Genomic DNA, 11,808 nt, shown 5'->3' with positions numbered 1-11,808 from the left:
TATCAAGCTGACCTGATTGATGAGCTCAACCCTTGGAAAAATAAATACTGTGGAGCGATAAGTCATTAACTGCTTTTCGACATCGTCCGTGAATTCCTCAAGCTTTTTTTGATACACGCAGCTAATAAACCGAAAATATCTCTGAAATTTGAATATGTCCGAGGAAGAAACCCGATCTGTTATCTTAAAGAACGGCTTTCCCGTGCTCTCAAAGTTGTCGACGTCCAACGCCAGCAGGCTCTCGATCTCATCCCTGAGCGGCTCGTCTCTGGAGAATAGATTAAAAACCTCCGGCACGGCAGGGATTTTGAATCTCAGTCTTCTAACAGGATGTTCAACAATTTCAATTGTCTCCTCAAGGCCTTTCCTAAACCAGACTTCGATCAACTCTTTAATAGGAGGAGGCGCGCTAACCTGGCTAAGACGTCTAGCCCGAATCATTAGTTGACCTTGAGATTGGATGTAGCCAAGCCGCACGGACTTCTCGATTTCTGGGTCGATCGACGACACCGTGACGGTACGCCCATCAAGGCAAGCTTGGTACGGCAGACCGTCGATCAGGCTCTCGGCTTCTCTGAACTTATTGATCAGCACCGCGGCGACCAACAGCTTGTCGTAAATGGGATCATTTGCCTTGATGGCCTTCTCATCGACGCGGTTGCAGCTTTCGTCCGTGAGCTTGAACAGTTCCCGGTACATGGAAAGCAACAGAGAGACCGCTTCGCTGAGCTCCTCCGCTGAGTAGTGCCGCGGGTCCAACGGACTCAGTTCGAGATTTCCAATCCATCCGGAATAGAAGGCTTGATTTACAATGACCAGTAGTGTCTTGAGCACCTCATCCTTCCGAAACCGCAGGAACTTTCCGGCATCGTCGTGCAATTCGCGGACGTTTGGCGCTAAGCGGGCCAGGGCGAGGACCGATTCAAGATAGGTGAAGCGATCTGGCTGGGCGGTCAAAAGATGGCGGTTTTGCAAGATCGCTTTAGCGATGTCGGCAATGAGAGACGCTTGGTAGCCGTAGCGGGAAGCGCGAAGCAGCCCGGTACGACGAATCTCCATGATGGTGAAATCCGCGTCCGCCATCACCAACGCAAGCGCACTGGCCATGGCTTCACGCCGCTGATCCGCCGCAAGCTGGCCGCCGAGAATCCTAACACGAGCCTTGAGGCGCTTCTCGATCTCCTTCTGGGTGTCCCCATCTGGTAGCGGGCGACCGACGTCCTTCAACGCCGCAACCATGGCCGCCCTGCTCTTTTTTGCCAGAAGCAACGAGATAAGTTTTTCGATCTTCACTGCTTCCACCTTCTAGACGATTAGCCAAAGTTACATACGAATGAAGTCGAACGCAGTCAAAACACGATGAAGCAGTCGACTTTGTGAAACCGCGCGCTTGCAGCGAGCGGGTAGCCCCTAAGAGAGGGTCTAATCATATCTGATTGGAGATTTACGGGTACAACTTTTCCGACCGCTCATGGGCCTTGGCGGATGGGTTGTAGGGCATCTGCTATTCGGCACCAGCGAATGGCTTTTTCTGGCGCAAAGCAGTCTTAGTGAACGGTTAGATAGGCAAAGTACACAACCGGGGCGATTCACCCGAGCGTCTATCGCTCCCCCTCGAACAGCCGGATCAGCGCCGAATGGTCCAGCCCGCCGTCGCCAAGGTCCACCAGCTTCTCGTAGAGCCCCCGGTTCAGCGACAGGGCCGGCAGGTCTAGCCCGAGGCTTCGGGCCAGGTCCTCGGCCTGGCGCATGTCCTTGAGCTGGGTCGTCGCGCGTGCCCCCGGCTCGAAGCGGCCCTCGACCATGCGCCCGCCATGCAGGTCGAGCACGCGCGAGGAGGCGAAGCCGCCGTCGAGCGCGTCGCGCACCCGCGCCGGGTCGACGCCGGCCGCGCGCGCCAGCGCCAGCGCCTCGGCCACCGCGCCGATCGTCAGGCCGACGATCATCTGGTTGGCCGATTTCGCGACCTGGCCGGCGCCGACCGGGCCGACATGGGTGACGCGCCGGCCCAGCACCCGGAACAGCGGCATCGCGCGCTCGACCGCCTCGGGCGTGCCGCCGGCCATGATCGACAGGCTGGCCTCGCGGGCGCCGATCTCGCCGCCGGACACGGGGGCGTCGACATAGAGGCCGCCGGCGGCCTCGACCTCGGCGGCGAAGCGGCGGGTGTCGGGCACCGCGGTCGTGCCCATGTCGACGACGAGCATTCCCGGCCTGCCGGCGATGCCGGCGAGGATGCCGTCAGGCCCGTGCAGCGCCGCGGCGACGGCCGCCGTGTCGGTGACCATGACGATCACGGCGTCGCTGCCCTCCGCGGCGGCGCGCGGCGTCGGGGCCGGATGCATGCCATCGGCGGCGAGGGCTTCGACGGGGCCGGGCGAGCGGTTGTGGATGCGCAGCGACGCGCCGGCCCGGTGCAGGTTGCGCGCCATCGGCCGGCCCATCAGGCCCAAGCCGACGAAGCCGACGGTCCAGGCGTCGAGGGGAAGCTCCGTCATTGGGGTGTCCCCTTTCGTTTCGGACGGCGCCCCGCCGGCGGACCGTGCCGCCGGCGGGGCGCCGTGCGTCATCAGGCCGACTTTTCCAGGTTCTGCTGGACGAAGTCCCAGTTCACGAGGTTGTCCAGGAAGCTCTGGACGAAGTCGGGACGCCGGTTCTGGTAGTCGAGATAGTAGGCGTGCTCCCAGACGTCGACCGTCAGCAGCGCCTTCTGCCCGTGGGCGAGCGGCAGGTCCGCGTTCGCGGTCTTCACGATCTTCAGCTCGCCGCCGTCCTGGACCAGCCAGGCCCAGCCGCTGCCGAATTGGGTGACGGCCGCCTGCTTGAACGCCTCGGCGAACTTGTCGTAGCTGCCGAACGCCTGGTCGATCCGGCGCGCGACCTCGCCCGACGGCGTGCCGCCGCCGCCCGGACGCATGCAGTTCCAGAAGAAGGTGTGGTTCCACACCTGGGCCGCGTTGTTGAAGATGCCCGCCTTCGAGGCGTCGCCGGCGGCGGCCAGGATGATCTCCTCGATCGGCTTGTCGGCCAGCGGCGTGTCCTTGATCAGGTTGTTGCCGTTGGTGACGTAGGCCGCGTGGTGCTTGCCGTGGTGGAACTCCAGGGTCCGCTCCGAGATGTGGGGAGCGAGCGCCGTCCTGTCGTAGGGAAGCGGGGGAAGTTCGAGAGCCATCTGCGTCAGTCCTCCGTGACTTGATGTCGTTTCGCCGCGCCGGCACCGCAGACGCCGGACCGGGCGCGGCATCGGACGGACCAGCCGGCCCACACCCGCGAGAGGCGCGTCCCGGCTCCTCGTCGGTCCGTCCCACCCGCCTAAGTAGCCGGAGGCGTCCGCTTTGGCAAAGGCCAAACGCGCAGGGCCGCCTTCCCTTCCGGGGCGGGGGCCTACCCCTTGAAGACGGGTACCCCCACCCCTTCGGGGGCGAACCGCCTCACCAGCGGACCATGCCGGCATCGACGTTGAGGGTCTGGCCGGTGATCCAGCGCGCCTCGTCCGAGGCGAGGAAGGCCACCGCCGGGGCGATGTCCTCCGGCTGGCCCCTGCCCTTCACGGCCTGCAGCATCTCGACGAACTCGAAGGCGTCCTTGTGCGGGCTCGCCATTACGCCCTCGGAGGCGGTCAGCCCGGGCGTCACCGCGTTGACGGTGATGCCGTGGGGGCCGAGCTCGGTCGCCAGCGCGCGGGTGAAGCCGAGCACGCCGCCCTTGGAGGCGACGTAGGCCGCCATGTTGGGCGTCCCGGCGAAGACGGTGTTGGAGCAGATGTTGACGATCCGGCCACCCCGCCCCTGGCCCCGGCCCCGCATCATGTCGGAGGAGGCGCGCGCCATCAGGAACACGCCGTCGAGGTTGACCGACATGATGCGCCGCCAATGGTCGAGGTCGACGTCGTCCCAGGCGACCCAAGGCACGATCGCCGCGTTGTTGACCAGCACGTCCAGGCGGCCCGGCCCCGCCGCGACCCGCTCGTGCAGGAGGCGCACGTCGGCGGGGTCGGAGACGTCGCAGCGCACGGCGAAGGAGCCGTTGCCGCAGGCCGATGCGGTCGCCGCCGCCCCGTCGGCGTCCAAATCGGCCGCCACGACGCAGGCCCCCTCCGCCGCGAGCCTCGACGCGATCGCCCTGCCGATGCCCTGCGCGGCCCCGGTCACGATCGCCACCTTGTCCTTGAACCTGTCCATCCGTCCGCTCCTCTTCTTAGTTTCTTCGTTTCCCGGCATCTCCCGGCCTCAGCGCGCCCCCCGCTCGTAATGGGTCCCGAGCGCCGCCGGCAGGCTGGCGCGCTGCCCGAACAGGACGAGGACCAGCATCACCATCGCGAAGGGCAGCATCTGGACGACGTCGGTCGGAACGTCGATGCCCGCCACCTGGAGCGCCGTCGTCGCCGACAGGCTCGCGCCGAACAGCAGCGCGCCGTACAGCACCCGGACCGGGCGCCCCTGCGCCAGCATGGCCAGCACGATCGCGATGAAGCCCGCGCCGTTGGTCATGAAGGGGACGAAGACGCCGGCCCCGACCACCGCCAGGTAGGCGCCGCCGAAGCCGGCCAGCGCGCCGGTCGCCAGCACGGCGGCCGTGCGGACGCGGCGCACGTCGACGCCGGCGGTGTCGAGCGCCGCCGGCTTGTCCCCGGCGGCCCGCAGCGACAGGCCGAGCAGCGTGTCGCGGAACAGGAAGGCCGCGACCGCGACCAGGGCCACCGCCAGATACGCGGCGGGATGCAGGCTGAACAGCGCCCGGCCCAGGACCGGAATCTCCGACAGGAGCGGGATCGCCAGGACTTCGGTCGCCGGCAGCCGCGGATAGGTCCGGCTGAACTGGAAATGGTGCAGCAGCGCCGTGATCCCCTCGGCCGCCAGGGTCAGGCCGATGCCGATCACGATCTGGTTCATGCCGAGCACGACGCAGAACACCACCATCGGCACCGCGGCCGCGGCGCCGGCCGCCGCACCGGCCGCGAAGCCCAGCCAGACCGAGCCCGTGGAATAGGCCGCAAGGAAACCGTAATAGGCGCCGAGCAGCATCATCCCCTCGATGCCGACGTTCAGCACGCCCGCCTTCTCGGAGATCTGCTCGCCGAGCCCGGCCAGCAGCAGCGGCAGCCCGGCGGTGACGGCGCCCAGCAGCAGGGAGGTGACGAAGGCCTGGGTCAGGAAGGCATCCATGGACCGCCCTCCCTCAGGCCGCCGCCTTCCTGCGCCGCTCGCCGAGATAGTCGACGAGGGCGAGGAAGACCAGCAGCAGGCCGACCAGGACCAGGATGTAGTAATGCGGGACGCCGAAGCGGCGCGACGCGCTCTCGCCGCCGATCGACAGCATCGAGAACAGGAAGGTGAAGGCGATCACGGCGAAGCCGTTGAAGCGCGCGAGGAACACGAAGGGGATCACCGTCAGCCCGTAGGCCGGGTTCCAGTCGGCCTGGACCAGGCCGCGCACGCCCAGGACCTCGATCGCGGCCGCCGCGCCGGCGAGGCCGCCGCTGACCGCGAAGGCCGCGACCGTCAGCCCGGGCACCGCCAGCCCCGCATGCAGCGCCGCCTTCGGGCTCGCGCCGACGACGCGCAGGCGCATGCCCCAGGCCGTCCGCGTCACAAGGAGATGGACGACGACCACGACGACGAGCGCGATCGGCAGGCCGCCGGTGACGATGGTGTCGAACAGCCTCGGCAGCCGGTCCTCGACCGCCAGCGTCCGGGTCTGGGCGACGGTCGTGCCGGGGTCGCGGAAGGCCAGCTTGACCAGCGTGTTGGCGAGGCCGACGCCGAGGAACGTCATCATCAAGGTCGTGATGATCTCGTTGACCTGCCGGTAGGCCTTGAGGAGGGCGGGAACGAGGGACCATGCGGCCCCGACTGCGGCGGCGAGCACGAAGCCGGCGGCGAGCATCAGCCCGCCCGGCAGATGCTCCGCCAGAAGCGGGGCCGCCGCGGCGACGGTGACCGCCGCCAGCAGGAACTGGCCGTCGACGCCGAGGTTCCACACCCCGGCGCGGAACGCGACGATCAGGCTCGCCCCCAGCACCAGCAGCGGCGCCATGCGCGTCAGCGTCTCCTGCAGGCCGAGCCAGGTCAGCATGCCCCGGCGGACGACATGGGCGTAGTAGGCGAGCGGATCGACGCCGACCGCGGCCAGCAGCGCCCCACCCGCCAGCAGGGCGAGCGCCACCGGCAGCACGAGGCGCAACGCCGCGCCGAGCGGCCCGTGCGACGCGCCGCCGGTCATCGCACCGGCATCCCGATCATCAGCTGCCCGATCCGCGCCCGCGCGCCGCCCCCGTCCCTGTCGCCGTCACCGTCGTCGGTGTCGACGATCCCCACGAGCCGGCCGCGCGACATCACGCCGATGCGCCCGCACAGCGAGACGAGCTCGTCGAGGTCGGTCGAGACGACCACCACCGCCATGCCGGCGTCGGCGCCGTCGCGGATGCGCCCGCGGGTCTGGCGGATGTTGTTCAGGTCCAGCCCGTAGGTCGGCTTGTTGTAGAGGATCACCTTCGCCCGCCCGTGCAGCTCGCGCGCCAGCAGCACCTTCTGGATGTTGCCGCCCGACAGGCGGCCGACCGGGGTCCCCGGCCCGGGAACCCGGATGTCGAAGCGGTCGATCGCGTCGGCGGCATGGGCCTCGATCGCGGCCGGCCGGACGATGCCCGAGCGCCAGAACGGCGCCTCGCCGATCCGCTTCAGCACCAGCGCCTCGGCCACCGGGGCCTGCGCGATGGTCCCCTCGCCCAAGCGGTCGTCGGTGACGTAGCGCAGGCCCCGGCGGTGGCGTGCCGGAACCGCGAGCCCGCCGATCTCCTCGCCGTCGAGCCATACCCGGCCGGATGCCGGCCGCTGGCCGGCGATCGCCTCGAGCAGCGGCTTCTGGCCGTTGCCGTCGACGCCGGCGATGCCGAATATCTCGCCCGCCCGGACCGCGAAGGAGACGCCCTCGACGACGCGGCGACCGTCCGGCCCCGCGACCGACAGCCCCTCGACCCGGAGCACGTCCGGCGCATCCGGCGCGGGCGGGCGCCGCCGGGCCGCCCGTCCCCCTTCGGCCGCGACGATCGGGTCGCCGGCTCCGGTTTCCTCGAACATGGCGCGGACGATGCGCGCGACCGCCGCGTCGCGGTCCAGGCGCGCGAGTTCCTCCGGCTCGATGCGGCCGACGAGGCGGCCCCCGCGCAGGACCGAGACCTCGTCGCCGAGCGCATAGGCCTCGTCGAGCTTGTGGGTCACCAGCAGGATCGCAGTCCCCCGCTCCCGCAGGCGGCCGAGCAGCCGTCCCAGCGCCCCGATCTCGTCGGGGGCGAGCATGCTGGTCGGCTCGTCTAGCACCAGGATGCGGCCTCCGCGCCAGAGCGCCCTCACGATCTCGACCTGCTGGCGCTCGCCCAGCGACAGGTCGCCGACGAGGCGGTCGGGATCGATCAGGATGCCGAGCGGGGCCGCGACCGCGCGGTAGCGCACGGCGGCGGCGTCGCGGCGGCAGCGCCGCCACCACGGCCCGCCGCCGAGCGCGAGGTTCTCCACCACCGACAGGGTCGGCACCAGCATCTCGTGCTGGAACACGGTCCCGATGCCGAGGTCGAGCGCGCGGCGCGGGCTGGCGATCGCCACCGGCCGCCCGTCGACCAGGATCTCGCCGGCGTCGGGCTGCTGAAGGCCGGCCAGGATCGCGATCAGCGTCGACTTCCCGGCGCCGTTCTCGCCGAGCAGCACGTGCACGCGCCCGGGGACGAGCGCCAGGTCGACGCGGTCGTTGGCGAGGACGCCCGGGAAGCGCCGCGTGATCGACCGCAGCGCCACGACGGGCGCTGCGGCCGCATCCCGGCTCACCGATGCGCCCGCATCACTGGCCGGCATCGACGGCGGTCATCATCCGCCGCACCTCTTCCGCCTCGAAGACGGCGGGAACCTCGATCCGCCCGGCGACGATGTCGTCGCGCACCGCCATCAGGTCGGTCCAGACGTCCTCGGGGATGTGGGGCGTCTTCAGGAGCTTCAGCGACCCGTCGGCGAGCGTGATCTCGTAGGCGCGCGTGCCGAAGCGGTCGGCCTTCAGGTCCTCGACCATGGCGGTGTAGACCGGGACCATGTCCCAGACCACCGACGACAGGAGATGGCCCTTGTCCAGGCTGGACTTGTCGCCGATCACGTCGATGAACCACACCTTGCCGCCGTCGACCGCCGGGGTCGTCTCGACCGCCTGGATCATGCCGAAGCTGGAGCCGTTGCCCTGGCCGAAGATCACGTCGGCCCCGGCGGCGATGATCGATTCGGTGACCCGCCGGCCGCCGGCCGCATCGCTGTAGGCCGCAGGCCCGATCACCGCGTAGCGGATCTTCACGTCCGGATTCGCCGCCCGTACGCCCTGCGCGAAGCCGTGCGACTGCGAGTTCCAGCCCGGCGGCTCGCCCGAGACGACGACGCCGACGGTGCCCGTGCGCGTCGTCCTGGCGGCGAGCCGCCCGGCGAGATAGGCCCCCTCGTGGCCGCTCAGCGTGTAGTCCGCGACCAGGCCGGGCACCAGCGCGTCGGGCCGGTCGACGATCGCGACCGGCACCCTGGTCTCCTGCGCGATCTCGGGGGCGGCCGTGTTGTAGCCGCTGGCATGCGCGATCAGGAGGTCGATGCCGTCGGCGGCCAGCTCGCGCAGGGTCGGCCGGACGTCGCCGTAGCCGAGGCCCTCGGCCGCGACGAACTCCAGGCCCATGTCCTCGGCGACCTGGCGCGCCGCGTCGACGCCCTGCTGGTTCCAGCCGAAATCCGTGCCCTGCTCGGGCACGAGCACGGCGATGCTCCCGACCTCGGCGGCCGAGGCCGGGCCGCCCAGCGAGGCAGGGCCGCCCAGAAGGAACGCGGCGAAAGCCGCGGGAACCGCCGACCACCGTAAGAAGTTGCGCAACGTCACGCCTGCGTCCTCCATGTGACCCGGCACCCGCCCTCGGAGCGCCGCTGGTGAGGCTTCCCGGAGCCCGCGCGACGGCCGACGGCATCGGCCATGCCCTCGGCCAGCAACGGGCGCGCTGCCGCATGGCAGCGACCAGGGGAATTATCAGCGATCACGGACCGCAACAAGACGGAACGAGCCCCGACACGCCGCAACGCCCGCCCTCATCGCCGATGATCGAGGTCGCCGCTGTAGACCGAGCGCTCGGTCACGATCACGATCTTGTACTCGTCCCTGCGGTACTTCCAATAGCGCAGGGCGCAGAGGTCGCGGACCGCGGCCGCGAAGTCCGCCGGACGCTCGCGGGCGCATGCCAGCATCCGCTCCCGGAAGGCCTGCTCGTCCGCCGGCTCGAGCGCGTGGCCGCGGGCGGAGGCGTCGAACTCGTAGAGGATGCGCACGAACCGCGCGACGATCCGCGCCTGCTCCTCCTGCGGCACGCCCTCGCGCCAGTCGCGGTCGGCATGCTCGTGGAAGAGCTGGAGGACCGCCCCCCACGCCGGCGCGGGAGCCGGGGGCGCGCCGGCGCCGGTGAAGTCGCGCCAGGTCAGGCCATGGGCCTCGAAGCCGGACAGCACCTCGACGACGCGCTGGGCGACGGCCGCGACGTCGAGCGCCGGGTTCAGCGCCGCGCAGCGCAGGACGATCTCGCCGACCGCGGTGCGGCCGTCGCACAGGTCCCAGACCGCGAGCGCCAGCCCGTCGAGCGGATGGATCGCGGTGCCGAACAGCAGGAACACCCGGTCGCCGACGCGCCTGCGCCGCACGTGGAAGCCCCGGCGGGGATGCGACGCGGCATCGATGCGCATGGCCCCGGTCACGATGCCGCCCTCCGGTCCTGGACGTGGGTCACGATCCGTTCGACGAAGTCGAGCGAGCGGGCCACGAAGTCCTGCTGGCCTGCCGCCGTCGCCGGTATCCCCGACGACAGCGCCCAGTACCGCTCGTAGGCGGGGCCGAGGTCGGGCCAGGACGCCCGGGCCCGGTCGAAGATCGCGCGCCGGTACTTGTGGCGCACGTTGAGGAGCCCGCGGTCGTGCAGCAGCAGGTCGACCGCGAACTCGGCCGTGTCGCGGGCCCTGAGCGCCGCCGAGGCGAAGTCGCCGGCAAGGCAGAAGCCGACCGCATCGTCGAAGGCGTCGTCCACGTAGTGCCGGCGGTTCTCGACCAGGTAGGCGACCAGCCGGTCGCGATCGAAGCGCGACCGCAGCGCGCGGACCGTCTCCTCGGCGGTCTCCCTGGGTGCCAGCGGCAGCGAGAGGTGCAGCCGGGTCATGAACAGAACCTCATGCTCGGACAGCGCGTCGCAGACGTTGCTCTCCGGGTCCTCCAGCGGCAGCGCGGCGAACTTGGCGGCCATCGCGTCCACGGTGTCGAGGGACCACAGCTCGTAGTCGACGCGGCGGGCGGCGGCGAAGCGGACGTCGACCCGGTAGTCGTCGTTGACACGGGTGGCCCCGCCTTCGTGCCCCGGCACCAGGACGAAGACGTCGACGTCGCTGTTCGGCGTGCCGAGCCCCTCGACCAGCGAGCCCGCGACCCAGGCGGCGAGGTGCGGCCGGCCCTCCAGGCCCGCGCGCAGCGCGTCTGCCCCGAGCCCGGTCTCGGCCTCGATCTCCGGCCAGCCCGGCTGCGCTCCCGTCTCAGCGCCCATGTCCGGCCTCCTCGATCAGGGCCAGGGCCGCGGCGAGGTCGGCCTCGTCGAGCGGCCGGAAGCTCGCCTTCAGCCGCTCGGCGTCCTCGCCGGAGGCGGCGGCCGAGACCTGGTACCAGGACCGGCCGCGCTCCCGGTCGACGACGACCGCGCGCGGCTTCTCGACCGGCCCGCGCAGCATCAGGCTGAGGCACGGCCGCCCGTCGACCCGCAGCGTGTGGATCACGGAGTGGTGGAGCACGTAGTGGTCGCCGGGGTCGAGGTCGCCGCTGAACACCGCCCGCAGCGCGTCCGGGCCCGGCAGGTCGCCGCCGGTGTCGAAGGGCGCGAACACGGTGTGGCGGTAGCTGCCGCCCAGGATCAGGCTCGCGAAGCTGGCGCGGTGGCTGTGCGGGATGTCGGGGGTGCCGGGATGCATCACGTGCAGGCGCAGCCGGAACCGGTCGTCGCGCCCGCGATGCAGCACGAACTTCGTGAAGCCGTAGTCGACGTCGTGGTCGCCGAGTGCTTGGAGGTCGGACCGGTCGCGCAGCCCGCGGACGAGGCCGGCGAGCAGGCCGGGCTCGCCGGCCGCCGCGCGCAGGACCTCGCCGGTGAGGTGCTTGGCAGCGGCGGCGTCGTTCCAGTCGAGGGCGTGCAGCGGCTCGACGATCGCAGCCAGGCGGTCGGCGTGCTCGGTCATGGATGCTTCCTCCTCACGGCCGGCGCCCGGCGTCGCGGACCAGGGCCGCGACCCGGGACAGCGTGTCTTCGAGGGCGCCGTCATTGGCGACGACGGCGTGGCGCGGGGCGTATTGCGGCAGCAGGTCGGCATAGGCGCGCGACAGCGCCGCCGAGAGTGCCGGATGCTCGTCGTCCGCGGCCCCGCGCGCGCCCTGGCGCGCGGCGAGCGTCTCCGGCGCCAGGACGACGTGGATCGCGAGGTCGGGCCTGGGCAGGGTGGCGAACAGCTCGCCGCACGGAAACGCGCTGCCCACGGCGTGGAGATAGGCCGCGAAGCAGACGTCGTAGCGGTCGCAGACCACGAAGCGCCGGCCCGCCAGCGCCGGGCGTATCCCGGCCTCCCAATGGGCGAGGAAGTCGAAGGCGAGCGCCACGCCCATGGTCTCGGCGAACGGCCCGCCGAGCCAGTCGCGCGCGTCGCCGTGGCGGCGCGGCATCAGCCGGCCGAGCGTCGCGGCGTTGCCGTCGGGCGGCTTCGGCCGGCGCAGATAGGCGCA

General features: G+C 70.3%; 12 protein-coding genes. All 12 read right to left on the bottom strand.

From position 1 onward, the window contains the following. Window positions 1-1,293: hypothetical protein (locus tag VGO20_RS06875; RefSeq protein WP_327501569.1), on the bottom strand; the 1,293-nt coding region annotated here is incomplete at its 3' end. A gap of 308 nt (window positions 1,294-1,601) precedes the next feature. Continuing rightward, window positions 1,602-2,498, bottom strand: a complete 897-nt coding sequence (locus VGO20_RS06870; protein WP_327501568.1) for an NAD(P)-dependent oxidoreductase — start codon at window positions 2,496-2,498, stop codon at window positions 1,602-1,604. A 71-nt stretch (window positions 2,499-2,569) separates the two neighbouring features. Continuing rightward, entirely contained in the window at window positions 2,570-3,172 is a 603-nt protein-coding gene (locus VGO20_RS06865) for a superoxide dismutase (RefSeq protein ID WP_327501567.1), read from the bottom strand. Window positions 3,173-3,431: 259 nt separating this feature from the next. Beyond that, window positions 3,432-4,181, bottom strand: a complete 750-nt coding sequence (gene pldH, locus VGO20_RS06860) for a pyridoxal 4-dehydrogenase, SDR-type (RefSeq protein WP_327501566.1) — start codon at window positions 4,179-4,181, stop codon at window positions 3,432-3,434. Window positions 4,182-4,229: 48 nt separating this feature from the next. Continuing rightward, window positions 4,230-5,165: a putative B6 ABC transporter permease subunit 1 gene (locus tag VGO20_RS06855; protein WP_327501565.1), complete on the bottom strand. Its 936-nt coding sequence runs from the start codon at window positions 5,163-5,165 to the stop codon at window positions 4,230-4,232. Between the two features lie 13 nt (window positions 5,166-5,178). Continuing rightward, on the bottom strand, window positions 5,179-6,222 hold the full coding sequence (locus tag VGO20_RS06850; protein WP_327501564.1) for a putative B6 ABC transporter permease subunit 2: 1,044 nt from the start codon (window positions 6,220-6,222) through the stop codon (window positions 5,179-5,181). Continuing rightward, the gene (locus VGO20_RS06845; protein WP_327501563.1) at window positions 6,219-7,820 is read right to left on the bottom strand and encodes a putative B6 ABC transporter ATP-binding protein; all 1,602 of its coding nucleotides are present in this window, start codon (window positions 7,818-7,820) and stop codon (window positions 6,219-6,221) included. Before VGO20_RS06845 ends, VGO20_RS06850 begins: the two co-directional genes overlap by 4 nt. A gap of 13 nt (window positions 7,821-7,833) precedes the next feature. Beyond that, window positions 7,834-8,910, bottom strand: coding sequence for a putative B6 ABC transporter substrate-binding protein (locus VGO20_RS06840; RefSeq protein WP_327501562.1), 1,077 nt, complete (start codon window positions 8,908-8,910; stop codon window positions 7,834-7,836). A gap of 188 nt (window positions 8,911-9,098) precedes the next feature. Next, window positions 9,099-9,755 carry a PqqD family protein gene (locus tag VGO20_RS06835; RefSeq protein ID WP_327501561.1) on the bottom strand — a complete coding sequence of 219 codons (657 nt, stop codon included), beginning with the start codon at window positions 9,753-9,755 and terminating at the stop codon, window positions 9,099-9,101. After that, window positions 9,752-10,588: a nucleotidyltransferase domain-containing protein gene (locus VGO20_RS06830; protein ID WP_327501560.1), complete on the bottom strand. Its 837-nt coding sequence runs from the start codon at window positions 10,586-10,588 to the stop codon at window positions 9,752-9,754. The genes VGO20_RS06835 and VGO20_RS06830 overlap by 4 nt, the downstream gene beginning before the upstream one ends. Further along, the gene (locus VGO20_RS06825; protein WP_327501559.1) at window positions 10,578-11,270 is read right to left on the bottom strand and encodes a hypothetical protein; all 693 of its coding nucleotides are present in this window, start codon (window positions 11,268-11,270) and stop codon (window positions 10,578-10,580) included. The genes VGO20_RS06830 and VGO20_RS06825 overlap by 11 nt, the downstream gene beginning before the upstream one ends. 13 nt (window positions 11,271-11,283) lie before the next feature. After that, window positions 11,284-11,808 (bottom strand): hypothetical protein (locus VGO20_RS06820; protein ID WP_327501558.1); only part of this gene is annotated, 525 nt, incomplete at its 5' end.

It is taken from the genome of Arenibaculum sp., assembly GCF_035998295.1.
GTDB lineage: Bacteria > Pseudomonadota > Alphaproteobacteria > Azospirillales > Azospirillaceae > DASYHS01.
The sequence above is the reverse complement of the archived record's forward strand: the minus strand, read 5'-3'. Positions and strand labels throughout refer to the sequence as shown.

Excerpts from the sequence above, each read along its gene's own strand:
- VGO20_RS06870 (WP_327501568.1), bottom strand. The coding sequence starts at position 2,498 with ATGACGGAGCTTCCCCTCGACGCCTGGACCGTCGGCTTCGTCGGCTTG.
- VGO20_RS06865 (WP_327501567.1), bottom strand. The coding sequence starts at position 3,172 with ATGGCTCTCGAACTTCCCCCGCTTCCCTACGACAGGACGGCGCTCGCT.
- pldH (WP_327501566.1), bottom strand. The coding sequence starts at position 4,181 with ATGGACAGGTTCAAGGACAAGGTGGCGATCGTGACCGGGGCCGCGCAG.
- VGO20_RS06855 (WP_327501565.1), bottom strand. The coding sequence starts at position 5,165 with ATGGATGCCTTCCTGACCCAGGCCTTCGTCACCTCCCTGCTGCTGGGC.
- VGO20_RS06850 (WP_327501564.1), bottom strand. The coding sequence starts at position 6,222 with ATGACCGGCGGCGCGTCGCACGGGCCGCTCGGCGCGGCGTTGCGCCTC.
- VGO20_RS06840 (WP_327501562.1), bottom strand. The coding sequence starts at position 8,910 with ATGGAGGACGCAGGCGTGACGTTGCGCAACTTCTTACGGTGGTCGGCG.
- VGO20_RS06830 (WP_327501560.1), bottom strand. The coding sequence starts at position 10,588 with ATGGGCGCTGAGACGGGAGCGCAGCCGGGCTGGCCGGAGATCGAGGCC.
- VGO20_RS06825 (WP_327501559.1), bottom strand. The coding sequence starts at position 11,270 with ATGACCGAGCACGCCGACCGCCTGGCTGCGATCGTCGAGCCGCTGCAC.